Source organism: Micromonospora sp. CNZ303, assembly GCF_004345505.1.
The window spans coordinates 221,660-241,299 of the sequence record NZ_SLVT01000006.1 but is presented as its reverse complement, the minus strand read 5'-3'; the positions used below and the strand labels follow the sequence as shown (position 1 = coordinate 241,299).

At 72.2% G+C, this 19,640-nt stretch carries 14 protein-coding genes; 7 read left to right on the top strand and 7 right to left on the bottom strand.

The features are described from left to right. Positions 1-57 precede the first annotated feature (57 nt). Positions 58-1,851 (top strand): ABC transporter ATP-binding protein, encoded by a 1,794-nt coding sequence (locus EV374_RS12665; RefSeq protein ID WP_132234836.1) that lies wholly within the window; start codon positions 58-60, stop codon positions 1,849-1,851. 84 nt (positions 1,852-1,935) lie between these two features. On the opposite strand, the gene EV374_RS12660 is transcribed toward EV374_RS12665, so the two are convergent. Continuing rightward, positions 1,936-2,763: an RNA methyltransferase gene (locus EV374_RS12660; protein ID WP_132235065.1), complete on the bottom strand. Its 828-nt coding sequence runs from the start codon at positions 2,761-2,763 to the stop codon at positions 1,936-1,938. Positions 2,764-2,863: 100 nt separating this feature from the next. Beyond that, positions 2,864-3,697 carry a phytanoyl-CoA dioxygenase family protein gene (locus tag EV374_RS12655; RefSeq protein WP_207914121.1) on the bottom strand — a complete coding sequence of 278 codons (834 nt, stop codon included), beginning with the start codon at positions 3,695-3,697 and terminating at the stop codon, positions 2,864-2,866. A 299-nt stretch (positions 3,698-3,996) separates the two neighbouring features. Between EV374_RS12655 and EV374_RS12650 the strand changes: the two genes are divergently transcribed. Both EV374_RS12650 and EV374_RS12645 read left to right on the top strand, forming a co-directional pair. Beyond that, positions 3,997-5,319 carry an NAD(P)/FAD-dependent oxidoreductase gene (locus tag EV374_RS12650; RefSeq protein WP_132234834.1) on the top strand — a complete coding sequence of 441 codons (1,323 nt, stop codon included), beginning with the start codon at positions 3,997-3,999 and terminating at the stop codon, positions 5,317-5,319. A 23-nt stretch (positions 5,320-5,342) separates the two neighbouring features. Beyond that, positions 5,343-6,896 carry an aminotransferase class I/II-fold pyridoxal phosphate-dependent enzyme gene (locus tag EV374_RS12645; protein WP_486485727.1) on the top strand — a complete coding sequence of 518 codons (1,554 nt, stop codon included), beginning with the start codon at positions 5,343-5,345 and terminating at the stop codon, positions 6,894-6,896. 244 nt (positions 6,897-7,140) lie between these two features. Here the strand turns inward: EV374_RS12645 and EV374_RS12640 are convergent, their stop codons facing one another. Next, positions 7,141-8,076 carry a TetR family transcriptional regulator gene (locus EV374_RS12640; protein WP_132234830.1) on the bottom strand — a complete coding sequence of 312 codons (936 nt, stop codon included), beginning with the start codon at positions 8,074-8,076 and terminating at the stop codon, positions 7,141-7,143. A gap of 107 nt (positions 8,077-8,183) precedes the next feature. Between EV374_RS12640 and EV374_RS12635 the strand changes: the two genes are divergently transcribed. Together EV374_RS12635 and EV374_RS12630 are read left to right on the top strand one after the other, a co-directional pair. Further along, positions 8,184-9,155 carry an ABC transporter ATP-binding protein gene (locus EV374_RS12635; RefSeq protein WP_132234828.1) on the top strand — a complete coding sequence of 324 codons (972 nt, stop codon included), beginning with the start codon at positions 8,184-8,186 and terminating at the stop codon, positions 9,153-9,155. Further along, entirely contained in the window at positions 9,152-10,777 is a 1,626-nt protein-coding gene (locus EV374_RS12630) for an ABC-2 transporter permease (RefSeq protein ID WP_132234826.1), read from the top strand. The genes EV374_RS12635 and EV374_RS12630 overlap by 4 nt, the downstream gene beginning before the upstream one ends. Positions 10,778-10,853: 76 nt before the next feature. Here the strand turns inward: EV374_RS12630 and EV374_RS12625 are convergent, their stop codons facing one another. Continuing rightward, positions 10,854-11,528: a hypothetical protein gene (locus EV374_RS12625; protein ID WP_132234824.1), complete on the bottom strand. Its 675-nt coding sequence runs from the start codon at positions 11,526-11,528 to the stop codon at positions 10,854-10,856. Positions 11,529-11,624: 96 nt separating this feature from the next. Here EV374_RS12625 and EV374_RS12620 point away from each other — a divergent pair, with 96 nt between their 5' ends. Both EV374_RS12620 and pglW read left to right on the top strand, forming a co-directional pair. After that, positions 11,625-12,389, top strand: a complete 765-nt coding sequence (locus EV374_RS12620) for a CBS domain-containing protein (protein ID WP_132234822.1) — start codon at positions 11,625-11,627, stop codon at positions 12,387-12,389. 173 nt (positions 12,390-12,562) lie between these two features. Further along, complete coding sequence (gene pglW, locus EV374_RS12615) at positions 12,563-16,954, top strand: BREX system serine/threonine kinase PglW (RefSeq protein WP_132234820.1); 4,392 nt, start codon at positions 12,563-12,565, stop codon at positions 16,952-16,954. Here the strand turns inward: pglW and EV374_RS12610 are convergent. Genes EV374_RS12610 through EV374_RS12600 form a run of 3 tightly spaced genes read right to left on the bottom strand, consistent with a single transcriptional unit; the run spans position 16,904 to position 19,637 of the window. Further along, positions 16,904-17,866, bottom strand: a complete 963-nt coding sequence (locus tag EV374_RS12610; RefSeq protein WP_132234818.1) for a hypothetical protein — start codon at positions 17,864-17,866, stop codon at positions 16,904-16,906. The two genes, pglW and EV374_RS12610, sit on opposite strands and share 51 nt — an antisense overlap. Then, positions 17,863-18,465 carry a hypothetical protein gene (locus EV374_RS12605; protein WP_207914118.1) on the bottom strand — a complete coding sequence of 201 codons (603 nt, stop codon included), beginning with the start codon at positions 18,463-18,465 and terminating at the stop codon, positions 17,863-17,865. The genes EV374_RS12610 and EV374_RS12605 overlap by 4 nt, the downstream gene beginning before the upstream one ends. Beyond that, entirely contained in the window at positions 18,465-19,637 is a 1,173-nt protein-coding gene (locus EV374_RS12600) for a hypothetical protein (protein WP_132234814.1), read from the bottom strand. The genes EV374_RS12605 and EV374_RS12600 overlap by 1 nt, the downstream gene beginning before the upstream one ends. Positions 19,638-19,640: the final 3 nt, after the last annotated feature.

Below are 19,640 nucleotides of genomic sequence, written 5' to 3'. Positions count from 1 at the left end.
CTGTTGTTCCCTCATGTTGAGGCAACCTCAGCATTTCCTACGTGAGGAAGTACCCCCTTGGAACCCGTCCCCTCCGGCCGCGATCGCGGCCCCCGCAAGGTCAGCGCCGCCGAGAAGGCGCAGGCCCGCCAGGTGTCCCTGCGGCGCATCGGCGCGCTCTTCGCCCGGCACCGGGCGGCGCTCGCCACCGTCACCGCGATCATCGTGGTCTCCTCGGTGCTCGCCATGGCCTCGCCCTTCCTGCTGCGCGCCGTGATCGACCGGGCCCTGCCCGAGCGCGACCTGCCGCTGCTGGTCTGGCTGGTGGCCGGCATGGTCGCCGTCGCCGCCGTGACCTCGGTGCTCGGCGTGCTCCAGACCTGGATCTCCACCCGGGTCGGCCAGCAGGTGATGCACCGGCTGCGCACCGACGTCTTCACCCACCTGCAACGGCAGTCCCTGGCGTTCTTCACCCGCACCCGCACCGGCGAGGTGCAGTCGCGCATCACCAACGACATCGGCGGCATGCAGAGCGTGGTCACCTCGACCGCCACCTCGATCGCGGCCAACCTGACCACCGTCGTCGCCACCGTGGCGGCGATGGTCGCGCTCTCCTGGCGGCTCTCGCTGGTCTCGCTCGTCGTGCTGCCGCCGGCCATCTGGCTGACCCGGCGCGTCGCCCACCTGCGCCGCGAGATCACCGCCCAGCGCCAGCGCGAACTCGCCGACCTCAACGTCACCGTCGAGGAAGGGCTGTCGGTCAGCGGCGTGCACCTGGCCAAGACGCTGGGCACCGGGCCCGCCCTGGCCGCCCGCTTCGCCGCCTCGTCGGACCGCCTGGTCGACCTGGAACTGCGCTCCGAACTCGCCGGCCGCTGGCGGATGGCCACCATGAGCGTCGTCTTCGCCGCCATCCCGGCGGTCATCTACCTCAGCGCCGGGCTGCCCGGCGCCGCCGGCACGCTCAGCATCGGCACCCTGGTCGCCTTCACCGCGTTGCAGGGCGGGCTGTTCCGCCCCCTGATGGGCCTGCTCAACGTGGGCGTCTCCGTGACCGCCTCGCTGGCGCTGTTCGCCCGGATCTTCGAGTACCTGGACCTGCCGGTCGAGGTCGACGACCCCGCCGAGCCGGTCGCCGTCGACCCGCGCCGGATCCGGGGCGAGCTTCGCCTGAGCGACGTCACCTTCCGCTACCCGGGCAGCGACACCGCCGCCGTCGCCGGGATCACCCTCGACGTGCCGGCCGGCAGCGGCCTGGCGCTGGTCGGCGAGACCGGCTCCGGCAAGAGCACCCTGGCCGCGCTGATCAGCCGCCTGCACGACCCGACCAGCGGCCGGATCACCGTTGACGGCGTCGACCTGCGCGACCTGCGCCTGGCCGACCTGGCCGCGATCGTCGGCGTGGTCAGCCAGGAGACGTACCTGCTGCACACCACCGTGCGGGAGAACCTGCGCTACGCCCGCCCGGACGCCACCGACGCCGAGATCGAGGCCGCCGCCCGCGCCGCCCAGATCCACGACCTGATCGCCGGGCTGCCCGACGGGTACGACACCATGGTCGGCTCGCGGGGACACCGCTTCTCCGGCGGCGAGAAGCAGCGCCTCGCGATCGCCCGTACGCTGCTGCGCGACCCGCGCATCCTGATCCTCGACGAGGCCACCAGCGCGCTGGACACCGAGACCGAGCGCGCGGTGCAGCGGGCGTTCGACGAGGTGGCCCGGGGGCGTACCACCATCACCATCGCGCACCGGCTCTCCACGGTGCGGGGCGCGGACCGGATCGCGGTGCTCGACCACGGCCGGATCGTCGAGTCCGGCAGCCACGACGGCCTGCTGGAGCGCGCCGGCCGCTACGCCACCCTGGCCGCCTGACGTGTCAGAGTCCAGAAGGGCGCGGCGGGTCAGGTGGCGCGATGGTGGCGGACAGCCGCCGGTCGGTCGCCTGCCATCAGGGCGCTACCGCCGGGCGGCGGCCCGCTGGCGTGCCGATTCGTACAGCACGACAGTCGCGGCGGTCGCCGCGTTCAGGGAGCTGGCGGACCCGGACATGGGGATCCGGACGAGCTGGTCGCATGCCTCGCGCCAGCCGGAGCTGAGGCCGGTGGTCTCATTGCCGATCAACGTCAGGGTGGGTTGCGTGAAGTCGTACTCGGCGGCGTCCAGGATGCCGCGCTCATCGGTTCCCACGATGCTCATGCCGATGCCGTCGGCGCGGACGTCGGCGACCCAGGACAGAACGGCCTGGTGGGAGGGGACCCGGACCACGGGCAGGGCGAACAGCGAGCCGGTGCTCGCCCGGACCGCCTTCGGGTCGTACACGTCGGCGGCGTGGCCGGTGACGATGACGCCGCCGGCGCCGAAGGCGTCCGCCGACCGGACGAGGGTCCCGATGTTGCCGGGGCTGGTGGGCCGATCGAACACGACGGTGAGCATGGTCGGGCCGACCGGGATACGGCCCAGATCGTCCTTCGGCAACGCGATCACGGCCAGCAGCTCTGGAACCGTGTCCGCCTTACCTCCCAGTTCATGGATCAGCTCACGCGAAACGGCGAACTTCTCGGCCCGGACCGTGTCCAGGGCCTCGCGTGCCCAGCCGGACAGTTGCGCGCTGGTGTCGTAGAGCAGCTCCCGGATCTGCCAGCCGTGTTCGACGGCCATGGTGATCGGGCGCACGCCCTGCACGAGGAACTCGCCGCGTCGCTGCCGCTTGGTCCGATTGCCGAGGAGAGCTTTCCACTGCTGGAACCGCGCATTGCGGCCACTCACCCGCAGAACCACTGCCACCCCCGCCTCCACCGCACCGGCGACGGCAACCTCACCGGCACCCCGCCGTGGACCTCACCCCGGCTCCCCGGGGTCTCCGACATGACCTTCGGCCAGGCACTCAGGAAACGGACGGGGCATGTCGCCCCGGCGCCGTGGTCGGTGCCGTCCCCGTCCGGACCGGGGCGTCCCGTCCGAGGCCCCGACGGATCGCGATCTCCACAGGCGAGTATGCACCGTCGGCCCGCTCCAGTTCGTACGGTGCGGCCGGCATCAGCGGCGGTTGGGCCATGAAGCGAGGCCGCGCTCCGTGGTGCGGTTGCGCCGCGTGCACCAGGAACGGGTGGCACAGGAAGACGTCGCCCGGAGATCCGGTGGCGAGGGCGAGTGGCCGGTGCTCGGACGCCGCCACCAGGTCGGGCGCAAGGGCCAGTCCGCTCGCTCCGTTCTCCCCGTACTTCTCCAGCACCTTCGGCACGTCGAGGTGTGAGCCGACCCGGATCCGGGTCGGGGCGTCCTTCTCCCCGACCTCACTGAACAGGAACAGCATCAGCAGCGCCCGGCCGCGGGAGCGCACATTGGTGAAGTACCAGCTCTCACCCTCCGGCAGATAACTGCCCTCGATGTGCCAGCCCGCGTCGTCCGGCTCCTCCTCGTGCGGGAAGCGCAGCGGGAACGTGCCCAGCGAGTAGCGCGGCTCCCAGCGTCCCGCGCCGACGAGCAGGTCGTACGCGCGATGGAGGAACGGGGAATTGGGAGCGGCGGCGAACGGTCCCTGCGCCAGGCCGGGCACCCAGTGCACGGGCTGCGTCCACGTCGCCGGATCGTCCGGGTCGCAGCCCGTCTCCCGCCACAGCAGCCGCGCGCAGTCCGCTGCCACGCGCGGCGCGACGGCGCCCTCCAGCTTGACGAAGCCGTCGCGAAGAAAGCGGGACACCAAGGTCGTGTCATCCATGCCCCCATCGTGCGGCGGCGCCGGTCCCGATCACCCGACATTCTCCGCGCAGCTTCTGTCGGATGCCTCGGACGCCCACTCCGAGCGGTTTCGATCCACTGTGGACATGAGCTACGCTCTCCGCCGGGCCTGCCGGCTCGATCGGTAGGTGCGGCAGAGGCAGCCACCGGCAACGGTGGCCGACGCCGCACGCAACCCGGGTGACCTGCGCGATCCGCGGACCCCGGGGCCGCTCCTGGGTGGGTTCTCCGCCGCCGCTACCTGCGCCGCCACCGCCACATCAACGAAGGATCAATCAGTTGTACGACGCGATCGTCATCGGCGCCCGCTGTTCGGGTGCGTCCACCGCCCTGTTGCTCGCCCAGCGTGGACACCGGGTGCTCGTGGTGGACCGCTCCTCGTTTCCCAGCGACGTCATCTCGACGCACTTCCTCTGGCCGCACGGGATGTCCTACCTGAACCGGTGGGGACTGCTGGACGAGGTCCTGGCGGTCACTCCGGCGCACACCACGGTCGAGGTGGTCAACGACGGCATCTCGCTGACCGGCTCGGTGCCGACCGAACTGCTGCGCGAGTACTTCCGGGACCTGCACGGCGACGACTCGGGCGTGGTGCAGAGCTATGCGTCCGTGCGGCGCCGGGTGCTCGACGAGATCCTGGTCGGCGCGGCCGCCAAGGCCGGCGCCGAGGTGCGGACCAACTTCACCGTTCGTGAGCTGATCGTCGAGAACGGGCAGGTCACCGGTATCCGGGGGCGCGCGGTCGACGGAGAGCTGGTCGAGGAGCGGGCCCGGATCGTGGTCGGTGCCGACGGCCGGAACTCGTTCGTCGCCCGCACCCTCGCGTTGCCGAAGTACGACGAGCGGCCCCGCTGCACGTTCGCCTACTGGAGCTACTGGTCCGGCTTCGACCTGGGCCCGGCACAACTGCACCGGCGCGGTCGGTTGGCCTGCGCGGTGGCGCCGACCAACTTCGACCAGAACATGGTCCTGGTCTGGGGGCCGAGTGAGTGGTCGCGGGAGTTCCGCGGTGACGTGCCGGGCAACTACCAGAAGGCGTTGGACTTCGTCAGTCCGGAGCTGGGCGACGTGGTGCGCACCAAGGGAACCAGGGAGGAACGCATCTACGGCACCCTGGACCAGTCGGCCTTCCTCCGGCCACTGCACGGGCCCGGGTGGGTGCTCGTCGGTGACGCCGAGTCGGCCAAGGACCAGTGCACCGCGATCGGCATCACCCACGCCTTCCGCGACGCCGAGCTGGTCAGCGCCGCACTCGACCGGTGGCTCTGCGGTGACGCGTCGATCGACGAGGCGATGACCGCCTACGGGGACCGCCGCCGGAGCCAGAACGCCGCCGCCTACCACGACTACGTCTGCACCCTCGCCGAGATGCGTCCGTACCGGCACGACGAGTTGCAACTGTTCGTCGCGTTGCGGGGCAACCAGCAGGAGACCGACCGGTTCATCGCCACCCACGCCGACGTCGCGCCGGTGTCGGAGTTCTTCCAGGCCTCCAACCTCTTCCTGCTCAACGACGCCGCGAAGGAGTCCTCCGCGGACCACGCGGTCTTCGAGGACTTCGCGGAGACCTCCCGCAGCTACCAGCAGAACCTCTTCGCCTGATGATCCACCAGGGAGACGACACCGTGACCACCGAGCTGGACCAGCGTGAAGACGGCGAACTGATCGGGATCATCCTCAAGGCGGCACACTGCCGGGACTTCGACACCATGGCGCGTACCGCGGCCGAGGTCTCCGAGATGACCCGTAACTGGGCCACCCACATCCCGTGGGACGACCTCGCGTCGCTCGACGGCGCCGACGACGAGCTGGCCCAGGTGGTCGCCGACCTCACCGAGATGTGGGAGCCGGCCCACCTGCGCAACCCCGTCGACCCCGACGAGGAGTACGCCCTGGACAAGAACGCGTACGACTTCTACCGGCCCGCCGGCCGCAACCTGCTGACCCGCACCGGGGACTTCTACGGCTGGGTGCAGGCCCGTCGACGCACGGAGACGTGGCAGTACTCCCGGGTGCTGGAGGCGGCACCGGACAGCGTCGCCCAGATCACCAACGACCTGGGCCGGCGCGCCCGCGGCATCAACTTCAACTCGCAGGACTACCTGTCGTTCAACACCCACCCGGCGATCCGGGAGGCGGCGGCCAAGGCGATGCACGACTACGGGCCGCACAGCGCCGGCTCGCCGATGGTGCTCGGCAACACCCGCATCTCCGACGATCTGGAGGCTGCCCTCGGCGACCTGGTCGGGCTCGACCACGTGACGCTCTTTCCGACCGGCTGGGCGGCCGGCTTCGGCGCGGTCGTCGGTCTGGTCCGGCAGTCCGACCACATCCTGATCGACCGGCTGGCCCACTCCTGCCTCCAGCAGGGGGCGCGGGCGGCCACCCGGAACGTGGTCCGCTACGAGCACCTCAACGTCGAGGCGGTACGTCGGCATCTGACCGAGATCCGGGCCACGGACACCCGCAACGGCATCCTGGTGGTCACCGACGGGCTCTTCTCGGTGGACGCGGACTGGCCGGACCTCGTCACCCTGCAACGCGTCTGCCGGGAACACGACGCCACGCTGCTGGTCGACGTGGCCCACGACCTGGGCTCGATGGGGCCCGGTGGCACCGGCGTGCTGGGGATGCAGGACCTGCTTGGCAGCGTCGACATCGTGATGGGCGCCTTTTCCAAGACGTTCTGCTCCAACGGTGGCTTCGTGGCTTCCCACTCGCCAGCGTTGAAGCAGTACATCAAGATGTTCGGCGGCTCGCACTTCTTCTCCAACGCGCTGTCGCCGGTGCAGACCGCGGTGGTGCGGGAGGCCACCAGGATCATCCGGTCGGCTGAGGGGGACGTGCTGCGGGCCCGGCTCTTCACCGCGATCCACGCCCTGCGCGACGAGCTGGCCGGCCGGGGCCTGACCTGCATGGGTGAGCCGTCACCGATCGTGCCGCTACTGATCGGCAACGAGAAGCTGGCGCGGACGGCGAACCGCCTGCTCTTCGACCGGGGGGTGCTGGCATTCATGGTCGAGTTCCCGGTGACCCCGACCGGCTCGTCCCGGTTCCGGCTTCAGGTGCAGGCCGGGCACCGGCCCGAGGAGGCCCGCGAGGCGGCCCGGATCATCGAGGGCGCCATCGCCGACTCCCGGGCGTACCTCTCCAGCGCCTTCGGCAGCGCTCCCCGCTGAGACGTCTCGTAACTCGATCAGGGCGGGATGCCCGGCGCCCGGACTGGACCGTCAGCCGGCAGACGTCCGTTCCGGTCTGTGAGCCGTTCGTTGCGGGCGATGCGGTGATCGGGTCCCGGTACCGCGCCCACCATCGGACCAACGCAGTGGAGGCACCCTCGGACGAGGGTGCCTCCTGCTGATCGCTTCGCCTTCCGCGAGACGGGGTCGGCCCGTTCTCAAAACCGTCGCAGAACCAGTCTCATTATTCTGCGGTGGCCAGGTCGAGGTGGCGGTAGACGGTGGCCCGCGAGACCCCCAGCGCGGCGGCGATCTCGTCCGCCGAGTGGTTGCCCCGGGCGTGCATCCGCCGGGCGGCCTCGACCTGCTCCGGGCTCATCGCCCGGGGCCGCCCGGGCCGGCGCCGGCCCTTCGCCACGCCGCCGGCCGCCGGGGTGCCCGCACCGCCGCCGCCGTCGGCCGCCGTACCCGTGCCGCCGCTGGTCGCCGCCGTGCGGGTGTTCGCGCCGCCGGTCGCGCTCTCGGCGCCGGCCGCGCCCGCGCCGCCGGCCCTGCTCTCGCCGTCCGCCGTGCCCACGCCGCTCGCCGTGCCCGCGCCGCCGGCCTGGTCGGAGCCGCCAGCGGGGCCGGAGCCGGGCGGGTCGCCGAGCAGGCGGCGCACGCCGTCCAGCATGTCCGCCCGCAGCACCGCGTCCGGCACGTCGATGAAGAAGACGACCGGATCGCTGCACGCGGCGACCGCCTGCACCGCCCGGACCCGCTCCCGGCGCCCCGCGTCGGGCCCGGCGATCAGGTCGTTGGCGCGCATCGCGATCCGGATCAGGCGGTGGTAGGTGTCGCCCCGGCCGACGAGCGCGATGTCGTGGAAGAGCATGCCGAGTGGTCGGCGGTGGCCCAGGATGATGTCCACCCAGCCTTCCAGCACCGTCCACCGGGCCCGCTCGGTCGGCCCCTGCTCGGCCGCGTCGAGCAGCGCCTCGAAATCGGCGACCATCGGCTCGATCAGGGCGGTGAGCAGGTGCTCCTTGGTGGGGAAGTGGTAGAGGATCGCGGCCTTGGTCAGCCGCAGCCGTTCGGCGATCTGGCGCAGCGGGGTGCGCTGGTAGCCGTGCTCGGCGAACAGGTCGAGCGCGGCGCGCAGGATCCGGGTACGCGTGTCGTCGGGCGCCTCGGCGGTCATGGCGGCAAGCCTAGCGGCGTCTGACCGATGGCAGGCGACCCTGTTGATTCGACTGACCAACGGTCAGTACAGTGTGGTCGTCGGCACCGCCAGCGACAGGAGGGCCCATGCCCGTCATCTCCATCGGCAACCTGGTCAAGACGTTCGGCAGCGTCCGCGCGCTCGACGGGCTCGACCTGACGGTCGGGGCGGGGGAGGTGCACGGCTTCCTCGGGCCCAACGGCTCCGGCAAGTCCACCACCATCCGCGTCCTGCTCGGCCTGCTGCGCCGCGACACGGGCGACGTGCGGGTCTTCGACGCCGACCCGTGGCGCGACGCGGTCGCCCTGCACCGGCGGCTCGCGTACGTGCCCGGTGACGTGAACCTGTGGCCGAACCTCTCCGGCGGCGAGGCGATCGACCTCTTCGGCCAGCTGCGCGGCGGCCTCGACCGGCGCCGCCGCGACGAGCTGCTGGAGCGCTTCGACCTCGACCCGACGCGCAAGTGCCGCACCTACTCCAAGGGCAACCGGCAGAAGGTCGCCATCGTCGCCGCCTTCGCCTCGGCCGTCGAGCTCTACGTGCTCGACGAACCGACCTCCGGGCTCGACCCGCTCATGGAGGCCGTGTTCCAGGACGAGGTCCGCCAACTCAAGCGCGACGGCGCCACCGTGCTGCTCTCCAGCCACGTGCTGGCCGAGGTCGAGGCGCTCTGCGACCGGGTCAGCATCATCCGCGAGGGCCGCACCGTCGAGTCCGGCACCCTCACCGAGCTGCGCCACCTCACCCGTACGGCCGTGACGGTCGAGACGGCGCGGCCGGCGACCGGCCTGGCGGCCCTGCCCGGCGTGCACGACGTGCGCGAGGTCGACGGTCGCACCCACCTGGAGGTCGAGCCCGCCCACCTCGACGAGCTGCTCGGGCACCTGGTGCGCTTCGGCGTACGCGCGCTGACCAGCGCCCCGCCCACCCTGGAGGAGCTGTTCCTGCGCCACTACGGCGACGAGCGCGTCGCCGTCCCCGCCGGCGCCCCCGTCCCGGCGGCGGGCCCGACCGACGGTGACCGTCCCGACGCCGACCGGCCGGCGGGTGCCCGGTGAGCGCGTTCACCGGCACCGGGCGGCTCGCCCGCCTCGTGCTGCGCCGCGACCGGCTCCGGCTGGCGATCTGGGTGCTCGGCACGCCCCTGCTCGGCTACGCCCTCGCCGGCAGCGTCAAGGAGTTCTACCCGGACGAGGCGTCCCGGGTCGGCTACGCCAGCACGTCGGCGTCCAGCCTGGTCGCCCGCGCGTTCAACGGGCCGATCGCCGGCACCGACCTCGGCGCGGTGGTGACCGCCGAGACGTACGTGACGCTGGCCCTGCTCGCCGCGCTGCTGAGCACCTTCGCGGTCATCCGGCACACCCGGCAGAACGAGGAGACCGGCCGGGCGGAACTGCTGGGCGCCTCCGTCGTCGGCCGGTACGCGCTGCTCACCGCCGCGCTGCTGGTGGTCGTCGCGGCGAACGTGGCCGCCACCGCCCTGCTCGCCGCCGCGCTGGCCGGCGCCGGACTGCCGCTCGCCGGGTCGGTCGCCGCGGCCGCCGCCATCGGCGGCGTCGGCCTGGCGTTCACCGGCGTCGCCGCCGTCGCCGCCCAACTGTCCGTCACGTCCCGGGGCGCGAACGCGCTCGCCGCCGCCGCCGTCGGGATCTCCTTCCTGCTCCGCGCCGCCGGTGACGTGCTGGGCGAGCAGACCGACAGCGGGCTGCGGGTGGTCAGCGCCTGGCCGTCCTGGCTCTCGCCGCTCGGCTGGGGCAACCAGGTCCGCGCCTTCGGCGGCGAACGCTGGTGGACGCTGGCGCTGCCCGTCGCGCTGCTGGTCGCCGGGGTGGCGGCGGCCTACGCCCTCGCCGAGCGGCGGGACATCGGCGCCGGGCTCGTCGCGCCCCGGCGCGGGCCGGCCACGGCCGCACCCGGGCTGCTCAGCCCCGCCGGACTGGCCTGGCGGTTGCAGCGCGGCGCGCTGCTCAGCTGGGCGGTCGGGGTGGCGGTGCTCGGGTTCTCGATGGGCATCGCCGGCGACGAGTTCAACGCCATGATCGAGGAGAACCCGGCCGCCGCCGAGGCCATCAGCGCGATGGGCGGCGGCGCGAAACTCATCGACGCGTACCTGGCGGCGATGCTGGGGCTGTTCGCGCTGACCATCGGGGCGTACGTAGTGCAGGCGCTGCTACGCACGCGCAACGACGAGGCCGACGGGCTGCTGGAGGCGGTGCTCGCCACGGCGGTCAGCCGTACCCGCTGGCTGACCACCCAGGTGGTCGCGGCGACGCTCGGCGCGCTCGCCCTGGTGCTGCTGGGCGGGCTCACCACCGGCCTCGGCTACGGCCTGGTCGCCGGCGACCCCCTGGGCCGGGCCGTCGGGCTGGGCGGGGCGGCGCTGGTGCGACTGCCGGCCCTGCTGGTGGTCGCCGGGGTGGTGACGGCGCTGTTCGGCCTGCTGCCCCGCTGGTCGGTGGCGCTGTCCTGGGCGACGCTGATCGTCTTCCTGCTGCTCGGGCAGCTCGGCGCGGTGCTCGACCTGCCGCAGGCGGCGCTGAACCTGTCGCCGTACACCCACGTGCCGTCGGCCCCGGCGGTCGACCCGGCGGCGCTGCCGCTGGTCGTGCTGACGGGGGTGGCGGTGCTCCTGCTGGCGGCCGGCACGGCCGGCTTCCGCCGCCGCGACGTCCCGAGCTGACCCGGGCCGCCCGCTCACGGTCGCGCAACTGTAGGGAAGGAGTAGCCTCGCCGGTTGTCGGAGGCCGCTATCTCCCTCAAGTCGTGCGCAGCACGGGATGGACGCGGATCACGAGCACGTCCTTGCGTAGCTCGTCGGCATCCAGGTCGAGTCCTGCCCATTGGGCCATCGCCGCCAACAGGTTGAAGGAACCCTGCGGGGCGCAGCGCACGTCGGACGCGAGTTCGTCGCCCCCGCCAAGCCGCGCCACCATCTCCCTGCCGACTGCGGCGGCGTCGGCGGCGTGCTGATCCGCCCGCAGCGCCACCGGCTTTCCCGAGCCGGAGACGAACGCCTCCGCCAACAGCAGACGTGCCCCGCCGCGCCGCCACACGTCTGCCTGGCTGGTGGCGGTCGTCCCGGGTCGGCTTGCCGCGAGGTGCCCGAGCAGCCATGCCCCCTGTGCCAGGCCGGTTGCCAACGCGCCCGCCCCCGCGCCGGCCGACCACGGCCGGTTTCCCTCGCCGGCCCGAGCCTTGCCGAGGAAGCGCCAACCTGGACCGGTGTCGGGCACGGGCACGGAGGTCGGTGCTTCCAGCAGCAGGGCGGCCTGCCTTCCGTCGTCGAGGCCGGCCACGAGCGCCGCGACGGCCAACTCCGGGTCGTCGCCGCTCGCGACGACCTCCGGCCCGGGAGCGTCGAGCGCGGCCCACGCGAACTTCGACGGCCGCTTGACCGACCCGATGTCCACGCCGACGATTCGGATGCGCATCGGATCATCACAGCATCAGAGCGTGTCGCCCGCTGTCCCTTTCGGCGGCATGTCAACGGGACCGCGCAAAGGCATCGGGCAGGAAGGCGGTAGGACGTGGCGAAGGGTGACCGGACGTCGCTCGCGGAGCGATTCGATCTCGCATGGCGGGGGCTTGAGTCGCACCTCCGGCAGCAGTGGCGTCACCAGACCGGGAGCGTGTCGAGCAGGGGCCCTGACGCGTTCGATCTGTTGGCCTGGGCCGGGAAGGAGAATCTCCTGACCCGGGACCAGGAGACCTTCCTCGATCGTTGCCGAGGTGTCCGCAACGCGTACGCTCACGTCTCGTTCGACGGCTATTCGGGACCGATCGCCTCGCCTCCGCTAGAGGTCGTGCGGCGGCTGGAGAAGATCTCCGAGGGCGTGCGCCAGCCCCGCAAAGTTGGTGACATCGCCACCACGGCCAAGACCTGCAGACCGGACACATCGCTGCGGGACGCGCTCGGCATGATGCACCGGGACGACTTCTCACAGCTGCCGTACCGGCACGAGCAGCACGGATGGCTGCTCGTCACCCGGGAACAGGTCGGGCGCTGGGTCGAGGCCAAGGCCGAAGCCGACGGCATGGCGCTGGTCGACTTGGCCGTTTCGGTGTCAGAACTCGCGGATCACCCCGAGGTCGGTCCGGTGCGGCCCCGACAGATGGAGGCGGCTGCTCCACTCGCGATCGCCGTGACGGCGATCGAGGACGCCCTCCACCGTGCCGACGACGTGGAAGGTGGGTATCCGCTCGTACTGGTCACCGTCAAGGAAGGCAGGCCGCCGGTGCAGGTGCTCGCGGTCGATGACCTGCCGCGTGCGTACCGGGAACTCGGCCGCTGATCCCGGCGGTGACCGCCCTGCCGCGTCGTGCCCGGTGAGGGCCGGACCCGCTGGGCGGCACAGCGTTGCCGATAAGCGGTGTCTGCGACTCCTGTGGGTAGGGGCCGGGCGCGGCGGCGGCCACCGGAACGGCGGTCACCATGACCTGCTGACCTGCCCCTAGGATCGTCGGCATGCAGGAGGGCCGGTGGACGACGATCACGCCGTCGCAGTTCGCGCACGAGCGGGAGGCACTGGCGCACGTCCAAGCGCTGCTGCCCGACACGGAGCCCTACCGCGCCTGGTCGAACTTCACCTTCACCGCGCAGACCGGCCACCCCTACGAGGTCGATCTGTTGGTGGCGGGTCCGGGCGGGCTCTACCTCGTTGAGATCAAGAGCCTGACCGGCCGGCTGACCTCCAGCGGCTCCAACTGGATCCTGTACGGCCCGAGCAGCACCCGCACGTTCGACAACCCGTTGCACCTCGCCGACGCCAAGGCCAAGAAGATCAAGTCCCTGCTTCAGGCGGCGGCCAGCCAGCGCAAGGGCCCGCCGCTCAGGATCCCGTTCGTGCAGGCGGCGGTCTTCCTGTCCAAGCCGGGCCTGATCGTCAACCTCGCAGAGCACCATCTGCACGGCATCCACGGCCCCGAATCCGCTCCCGGCCACCAGCCGGGCCCCCTGCCGACGATCGGCTCGCTGTTGCAACGCCCACCGCAGGACGAGCGGCAGCGGGTCACCAAGGAGATGTCGGCAGCCCTGCCGGAGCTGCTCAAGGCCGTCGGCATCGCCCGCAGCCGCAAGCACTACCAGATCGGGGCCTGGGAGCTGGACACCCGCCCGTTCGACCAGGGCCCGACGTGGCAGGACCACCACGCCCGGCACCGGGAGCTGGAGCGGGAGCACCGGCGGATCCGGATCTACCTGGTCGAGCGCAACGCGGTGCAGTCCGAGCGGGCCAGCATCGAACGCGCCGCCAAGCGGGAGATGACCGTCCTGCACGGCATCAACCACCCGGGCATCGTGCGGGTCGACTCGATGGAGTCGCACGAGGCCGGGCCCGCGCTGATCTTCCGGTACGACCACCGCTCCATCCGGCTGGACCACTACATGGCCCAGTACGGCGACCGCCTCGACGCGCTGAGCCGGCTCGCCATGATCCGTCAGCTCGCCGAGACGGTGGCGTACGCGCACCGCCGGCGGCTGCACCACCGCGCCCTGTCGGCCCGCAGCGTGCTGGTCAGCCCCGGCCGTCGGCGACGGGGCGGCAGCGAGGACGAGGCATGGCTAATGCCGCAGTTGCAGATCAGCGACTGGCAGGCGGCCACCCGGGGCGCCGACACCGCCGGTGGCAGCAGCGGTGACCCGGTCACCCACTCCTCGCACGCCGCCTCGCACATCGAGCACTCCGCCGAGGCGTACCTCGCGCCGGAGCTGACCGCCCCGAGGCCCGACGCGGTGGCGATGGACGTCTTCGGGCTGGGTGCGCTGGCGTATCTGATCCTGACCGGCGAGCCGCCGGCGGCGAAGCGCCCCGAGCTGCTCTCGCGGCTGGCCCGCGACAACGGGCTGCGCGCCACCGCCGTGGCCGACGGGATCAGTCTCTTCGCCGACGAGCTGATCCAGGCGGCCACCGCCCCGGTGCCGACACAGCGACTCACCACCGTCGCCGAGTTCATCGAGATGCTGCAGGAGGTCGAGGACGAGCTGACCGCCCCGCCGCCCGGCTCGGTGCACCCGGAGGAACGGGAGCCCGAGCAGGTCGACCCGCTGGAGGCGCGCGGCGGTGACCGGGTCGGCGAGTGGACGATCCAGAAGAGCCTCGGCACCGGCTCGACGTGCCGGGCGTTCCTCGCGCACAACGAGCGCACCGGCAAGGACGAGGTGCTCAAGGTCGGCCTCTCCGACGAGAAGGGCGCCCGGCTCGCGCACGAGGCCCGGGTGCTCGGCCCGCTCACCGACTCCCGCGTGATCCGGCTGGCCCGGCCCGAGCCCCTGCAGCTCGGCAACCGCACCGTCGTGGTGCTCGAGCACGCCGGCGAGCTGACGCTGGCGCGCAAGCTGCGCGACGACGGCCGGCTGACCGTCGACGAGCTGGAGACCTACAGCCACTACCTCTTCGGGGCGCTCGACTACCTGGAGGGCGAGGGCGTCTACCACCGCGACATTAAGCCCGACAACATCGCCATCCGGATCCGCCCTAACCGCACCCGCCAGCTGGTGCTGTTCGACTTCTCCCTGGCCGGCGTCTCGGTCAAGGAGACCGCTGCCGGCACCCCCCGCTACCTGGACCCGTTCCTCGGCACCGCCAATCGGCAGGTCTACGACAAGCACGCCGAGTGGTACGCCCTCGCGGTCACGCTGCACGAGATGGCCTCGGGTGAGCTGCCGGTGTGGGGCGACGGCGGCACGGAACCGCAGCTCACCGAGGGCCCACCGGTGCTGGCCGTGGAGGCGTTCGACCCGGCGATCCGCGACGACCTGGTCGACTTCTTCCGGCAGGCCCTGCACCGCGACCACCGGCAGCGGTTCGCCTCGCTGAAGGACATGCGCGACGCCTGGCACCAGGTGTTCCGTCGTTCCGATGCGAGCGTCCCGGTCGGCACCGACCACCCGGAGATCGAGGCCGACGAGCCGGACGAGCAGGCCGCCGAGGCGGCCCGCGACGAGGCCGCGACCCGGGCGACCCGGGCCACCGCGCTGGAGGCCGCCGGCCTCACCCCGCGCGCCGTCTCCGCCGCCCACCGGCTGGAGGCCACCACAGTCGGCGAGCTGCTCACCGTGGCGAACAGGCTCGCCACCCTCCCCGGCCTCGGCGCGCGGACCCGCAAGGAGCTGCAGCGCCGGGTCAAGGAGTGGCGCGGCCGGCTGGGGGAGCGGGAGACCTTCTCCACCACCCCCGCCGCCCGCAGGGCGGCCACCGCCGAAGCGGCCACCGAGACCGCCGCCGGGCACGGCGACGCTGATCTGGTACGCGTCGGCGTGGACGCCATCGTGACGCTGCTGCTGCCGGCGAAGAACGGCCGCAACGGCACCGAGATCGAGGGCACCCGGCTGTTGCTGCACCTGCCCGACGAATCCGGCGCACTGCCGGCGCTGCCGCCCTGGCCGCAGCAGCCGCAGGTCGCCACCGCGCTGGGCGTCAGCTCCGCCCGCATCGCGCAGATCCTCGGCAAGCAGCGCAAGCGCTGGCACGACATTCCCGTCGTCGGCAGCGTGCGTACGCAGATCATCGAGCTGTTGCGCGACGGGGGCCGGGTGATGGGCGTCTCCGAGCTGGCCACAGCGCTGCTCGGCAGTCGGGGTTCGGTGCGCACCGGCGACGCGCTGCGCCGGGCCGTGGCGCTCGCCGCGGTGCGGGCCGCCGTGGAGATCGACGCACTCACCGACGAGCCGCGCCTGCTGCTGCGCCGGCACGGTGAGCGGCTGCTGGTGGCCCTCGAGGCGGGAGAGGACGACGCCCCGGACACCCCGGCCGCGCCGGCCCTGCTCGACTACGCCGACGCGCTCGGTAAGGCAGCCGACCGGCTCGCCGCCAGCGAGGTGCTGCCGAGCCCGGCGACGGTGCTGCGTACCCTCGCGACCGTGACCGCGCCCGGCGGGGCGGCCGACGCGATCGACGAGCGGCGGCGGGTGCTGCTCGCGGCGGTGGCCTCGGAGCGGGCCGCCGCGACCGCGCGACTGGAGCTCTACCCTCGCGACCTCGACCCGGTGCGGGCGCTGCGGCTGGCCCAGGCCGGTGTGGTGCCCCCGGCCACCGGGCCCGACAAGCGGCGCGGCCTGACCCCCACGCAGGTCACCGACCGGGTGGCCGCGCGGTTCCCCGAGCTGGAGCCGTTGCCGCCGCACCCGAAGCTGGACCGGCTGCTCGCCGAGGCCGGTTTCGAGCTGCGCTGGGACCGCGACCGGTACGTGCCACCGCCGCCCCGCAACGCCTCGTCCTCCATGTCGATCATGCAGCGTCGCCCGTCGGCGACGGCCGCGCCGAGCCGGTGGACGGCCGAGTCGCCGGAGCTGGCGGCGGCGATGCGCGCCGAGGAGCGGCTGACGGGCGCCAGGACCGCCGGTGGGTTCCGGGCCCTGACGGTACGCCTCAACCGGTACGCCCTGGCCCGCGAGGAACTGATCCGGCGCTTCGACGCCCGGCCGGTCAACGTGGCGGCCCGCTTCCTGGACCACCTGCACGCCCTGGTCGACGCGCGCCCAAAGCCGACCTGGGAGACGGTGCTGAGAGCCGACATCGCGGAGCCCGGCTCCCGGCCGGCGATCAAGCTGGGCGAGTACGCCGAGCAGGCGTGGCAGCTCGCCGCGCCGGAACTGCGCGCGGAGTTGCGGGCCGGCGAGGGGCCGGTGCTGTTGCACGACGCGGCGGTGCTGGCGCGCTACCGGGCGGTGGACCGGCTCTACGAGCTGGCCGACGCGGCGCGGGGCGGGGCGGGCGACGTGTGGCTGCTCTGCCCGATGGAGGACCCGGCGCTGCTGCCCAAGCTGGACGGCGCGGTCGTGCGGGTGGGCGACAACGAGTGGATCGCCCTACCGGACGCCTGGGTCGTCAACGCCCACCGCAGCGCAGTCACCGCTTGACGCCCGAGCGTCTGCCATCGCCTCGGCGCCTCGGACCGCGTCGTTGCCCGGAGCCTGGAACGTCGTGCCTGCGTACGCGGGTGCCTCGTGCGCGAGGGCTGCCATGTTCTCCGGCTCGCGGGCGACGGCGAGGGCCGGTGAGCCCTGCAGTTCCCACAAGCCGGCCTCGACCCAGCAGAGCTGGCGGTACTTCTCCGGTGCCATGGCCTGCGAGCCGAAGTCCCACCCGACGGCCGAGACGGGCTTGCCGGCGAACTGCCGTCGGGCCCGCTCGCGGTAGGCGTCCCTGGTGATTGTCGCGGGGTGCAGGAAAGACAGGTCGAACCCGTTCTCGGCGAGCCCGAACGCGGCCAGGCCGAAGAGCATGGTGCACTCGATCCCGCTGCCGGCGCAGTAGTCGGCGATGCGGGCCGCACCGTGCAGGGCGCCGGCGTACGACAGCACGTACAGGCAGCGGACGGGGTGAAAGCGCTGGTACTCCCGCAGAGCCGCCACGATCGTCGCGCCGGAGGCGACGGTGTCGCCGATCAGCAGCGTCGAGCCGCCGGCGTCGAACCGTGCGTAGGACACCTCGACCGTGGCGTTGTCGGAGGCGACGGCCACCCTGCTTGTGGAGACCAGGTTCGCCGGCAGGTTTCGGCCGGCCTCGATCGCGACCGCCTCCGCGAGTTGGTAGACCAACCCCTTGCTGAGGATGATCAGCTCGCCGAGGTCGGCGCCGTCGAGTTCGTCCCGGATGTGTCGGACGAACTCGCGGCTGCTGGCGAGGCAGGCCCGCCGGAACGGCAGGCCTGTCAGGTTACGGTCGAACAACAGCGTTTCCAGGTGCCGGTTGTGCACCAGGTGGAGGCCGGTCACCCCCGTCCTGGCGCCGATCGGCTCGGCGGCGCTGGACCCCGTGTCGGCGATCATGCCGTCGTGCTGGGCACTCGCGCCGCGCCGGCCCTGATCCGTCGCAGTGCGTCGAGCATCGGTGTGTCGATGTCGAGCACGTTGTTCTCGTACTCGTCCAGTGCGGCGGACAGCCAGGCGGGGCGAGGTTGGGCTGCCCTGGGTCGGCCGGCCAACGCCACGAGAGCGCGACCGGCGGCGGCGAAGTCGTCGACCACGTCGGTGGCGAGCGCCGCCACGTGCGGGTGCACGTAGTCGGTCACCCGCACGCCCCGATATTCCAGGACGTCACTGCGGTACTGCGAATTGCGGGGTGCGACCACGACCACGGGCGTTCCCAGCGTGACCGCTGCCGCCATCTCGACACCGATGCCGATCCCACGGCGTACCCGCGCGTCGACGATGACCGCCGTCGCCACCATCACCTGGTACATGTCCCGACCGAACTGGCCCAACGTGTTGCCTGCGTCCGGTATCGGATCGTCCGGATTGAGGAAGACGACGTCGCAGGGAGCCGCCCCGCCCGCGACCTCATCCCGCTCCACATCCGTCCAGCAGAGACGCTGTTGGTCGCCCCCGCCCTTCATGATCGATCCGGAACAGTAGACGGAAATCAGCATCATCGTGCCCTTCGGTCGGGATCTGCCTGGTTCAACGTGACATCGAGCTTGTTGGCGACGACGGCCACCACGGTCAACGCCTGCTGGATGGTCGCGGCGTTCTGGAACCTGATGCGCTTCCGCCCGCGGATCACCGCCTCGCGGAGCCGGGCGCGGAGCACCGGATGCTGTGTGGCGGTGGCGACGGTGCCGAACTCGGGAGTAGCGCGCAGGCTGAGCAGATCGGGCCAGCGGGCGCTGCGGTGGACGAAGTCGTGGATGCCGAGCCAGCGCAGGCCGAGGTCGAACGAGCGGGCGGACAGCACCCGGTCTGCGAGGGACGTCCGCATCTGGCGGATGCCGCAGGAGAAGTCACCGAAGTCGAAGTCGGCGACGACGGCGGCGTCGAGGTCGCGGAGGTAGCTGGCGAGGTATTCGCGGGACAGGAACATGTCGATCCTGGCCCGTTCCTCGGCTCCCAGTGTCACCGGCACTGTGGCCCGGACGAACCGGCTGATGAAGGCCTGCCCGTCGAGTCGATCGGGCACCTCATGCAGGTGCGTCTCGACGTCGCCGGCCATCGAGGGCCAGCGACCGGCGATGCTGGCGAGCGTCGTGGCCAGCTCGCCGTCCGGCTGTAGGGCGGTGCCCCAGCTCTGGCCGATGTCCGTGGCGGTGTTCTGCGCGTAGCGGGGCCGCCAAACGAGACCGTCGGTGAGACTGCGGTGCGGGGTCAGCTCGTAGGGGTTGCGGTCGTCGCGGCGGTATTCGACGGCCTTGTGCTCCACGTAGGAGTCGAGGTCCGCGATGTGCGATGAGTAGTGGACCACGCCCCGGACCACGAGTGACCTGATCCGGGTGAGGAAGATCGACAGGCTGGGCACCTCGAACAGGTACGACGCGGGAAGGATCAGTTCCTCGTCGGTGGCGAGCACGGCCAGCCGCGTCGCGTGTAGCGCCTGGGACAGGTCCGCCTCGGTGAAACGGGCCGTCGGTGGGCGGCCGTAACACGACCGAATTTCTGGATTCAGGTACTGGAGGAAGATGGGCCGTTCGCGATCGTAGGACAGCGGCGCGGCGAAGCGTTCTTTCGGATAGAGGCTGAGCTGCTGCCCCGCCACATGCAGGTGCAGGTCCCGGCCCGCAACGTAGCCGTCGCGCCGTGCGCTGACATCCTGCTGAGGCGCGGTCACGCG

Coding starts and splice junctions, on each gene's coding strand:
- EV374_RS12655 (WP_207914121.1), bottom strand. CDS start 3,697: ATGGATGACACGACCTTGGTGTCCCGCTTTCTTCGCGACGGCTTCGTC.
- EV374_RS12640 (WP_132234830.1), bottom strand. CDS start 8,076: ATGACCGCCGAGGCGCCCGACGACACGCGTACCCGGATCCTGCGCGCC.
- EV374_RS12635 (WP_132234828.1), top strand. CDS start 8,184: ATGCCCGTCATCTCCATCGGCAACCTGGTCAAGACGTTCGGCAGCGTC.
- EV374_RS12625 (WP_132234824.1), bottom strand. CDS start 11,528: ATGCGCATCCGAATCGTCGGCGTGGACATCGGGTCGGTCAAGCGGCCG.
- pglW (WP_132234820.1), top strand. CDS start 12,563: ATGCAGGAGGGCCGGTGGACGACGATCACGCCGTCGCAGTTCGCGCAC.
- EV374_RS12610 (WP_132234818.1), bottom strand. CDS start 17,866: ATGATCGCCGACACGGGGTCCAGCGCCGCCGAGCCGATCGGCGCCAGG.
- EV374_RS12605 (WP_207914118.1), bottom strand. CDS start 18,465: ATGCTGATTTCCGTCTACTGTTCCGGATCGATCATGAAGGGCGGGGGC.